This is a genomic window from Pseudohaliea rubra DSM 19751, from assembly GCF_000764025.1.
GTDB classification, from domain to species: Bacteria; Pseudomonadota; Gammaproteobacteria; order Pseudomonadales; family Halieaceae; genus Pseudohaliea; species Pseudohaliea rubra.
This window is the reverse complement of sequence record NZ_KN234822.1, coordinates 1-2,081: the sequence shown is the minus strand read 5'-3', so window position 1 is coordinate 2,081 and position 2,081 is coordinate 1. Positions and strand designations below refer to the sequence as shown.

Annotated in this window: 1 protein-coding gene; it reads right to left on the bottom strand. The window is 67.2% G+C overall.

Features of this window, described 5'->3' with window-relative positions:
• Nucleotides 1-14 precede the first annotated feature (14 nt).
• A complete protein-coding gene (gene glyA, locus HRUBRA_RS14440) occupies nucleotides 15-1,307 on the bottom strand; it encodes a serine hydroxymethyltransferase (protein WP_035518362.1) in 1,293 nt (430 codons plus the stop codon).
• Nucleotides 1,308-2,081 lie beyond the last annotated feature (774 nt).

The following is a 2,081-nucleotide window of genomic DNA, read 5'->3' as shown; positions in this document are numbered from 1 at the left end:
GCTCCCCGGCCGCCCTAGGCGGCCGCGGCCCCGGCGGAGCTGCGCTCGCCGTAGACCGGGAAACGGCCGCAGACCGCCAGCACTTTCTGTTTCACCTCGGCGATGGTCGCGGCCGGGTCGCCTTTTTCCAGCGCCTCGAGCACGTCGCACATCCAGTGCGTGAGGTCCACGGTTTCCTGCTCGCCGAAGCCGCGGGTGGTGATCGCCGGTGTACCCACCCGCAGCCCGGAGGTCACGAAGGGCGAGCGCGGGTCGTTGGGCACGGCGTTCTTGTTCACGGTGATGTTGGCGGCGCCCAGGGCTTCGTCGGCGTCTTTGCCGGTGTAGGGCTTGCCGATCAGATCGACGAGCATCAGGTGGTTGTCGGTGCCGCCGGAGACGATGTTGATGCCGCGCTCGAGGAAGGTGGCGGCCATGGCCCGGGCGTTGGTCACCACCTGCTGCTGGTAGCTGACAAACTCGTCGGACTGCGCCTCGAGGAAGGCCACGGCCTTGGCGGCGATCACATGCATGAGCGGGCCGCCCTGGCCGCCGGGGAACACGGCGGAATTGAACTTCTTCTCCAGCTCCTCGTTGGCCCGGGCCAGGATGATGCCGCCGCGGGGGCCGCGCAGGGTCTTGTGGGTGGTGGAGGTGACCACATCGGCGTGCGGCACCGGGCTCGGGTAAACACCTGCGGCGACGAGGCCGGCGATGTGCGCCATGTCTACCAGAAGGTAGGCGCCCACTTCATCGGCGATGGCGCGGAAGCGCGCCCAGTCCATGACCCGGCTGTAGGCGGAGAAGCCGGCGATGATCAGCTTCGGCTTGTGCTCTTTGGCCAGCGCCTCGACCTGCGCGTAGTCGACTTCGCTGGTGGCGTTGTCGAGGCCGTACTGCACGGCGTTGTAGGTCTTGCCGCTGAAGTTGGGCTTGGCACCATGGGTGAGGTGGCCGCCATCGGCGAGGCTCATCCCAAGGATGGTGTCGCCGGGCTTGAGCAGGGCCTGAAACACGGCCGCATTGGCCTGGGAGCCGGAGTGCGGCTGTACGTTGGCGTAGGCGGCACCAAAGAGCGCTTTGGCACGCTCGGCGGCCAGCTCTTCGACCACGTCGACGTACTCGCAACCGCCGTAGTAGCGCTTGCCGGGGTAGCCCTCGGCATATTTATTGGTCAGCACGGAGCCCTGCGCCTGCATCACCCGGGGGCTTGCGTAGTTCTCGGAGGCGATGAGCTCGATGTGCTCTTCCTGCCGCCGCTCTTCGGCCTGGATGGCGACGAAGACGTCGTCATCGAACCCCTGGATGCTCATGCGCTGGTCAAACATGGAAAAAATCCTTGCCTTGCGGGCACTTGTATCTGTTCGGAGGCCCGCAATTCTAGCGGAAACAGGGGCGGCGGGTAAGTGGACAGTTTACCGGGGTGGGGGCTGGGTGACGCTTCGGATAGTGCGGGGGAGCCAGTAGCCGGAAGCAGGCCCGGCCCACCCGTCGGCAACGGCCACTGCCCCGCGCCCCGCGCCGGCCGCTGCGGAACTCGACCAAAATTCGCTGAAGCGAATTTTCGGGACTCGGACAGTCCTCGCGGAAAGCCCCGTCGCGGGGCGAGGGGCAAAGCGTGGCCTGGCTGTTGCCGACGGGTGGGCCGGGCCTGCTTCCTAACGTCATTGCGAAACGGCACGGCAGCCTTTCCAGAAAACGCTCGGGCAGATCCGAACGCGTCCATGCATGAAGCCTCGGCGCGGGGCGGGAGGCAAAGCGTGGCCTGATGGTTGCCGAGGGGCTGCCCGCACCCGAGGCCTGACGTCATTGCGAAACGGCACGGCAGCCTTTCCAGAAACCGCCCGGGCAGATCCGAACGCGTCCATGCATGAAGCCTCGGCGCGGGGCGAGAGGCAAAGCGTGGCCTGATGGTTGCCGAGGGGCTGCCCGCACCCGAGGCCTGACGTCGTGGTGACGACCGGCGCCGGACACTGGCAGTACGGCAGGGGGCGGCGGGGGCGGGGTCGCGGGGCATTCAGGCCGCGCTTTGGGGCGAGCCGCGGGTCGGGGTTTCGGCGAGCACTGTTCGAGTCCCGAAAATTCGCGCAGCGAATTTTGGT

Coding starts and splice junctions, on each gene's coding strand:
- glyA (WP_035518362.1), bottom strand. CDS start 1,307: ATGTTTGACCAGCGCATGAGCATCCAGGGGTTCGATGACGACGTCTTC.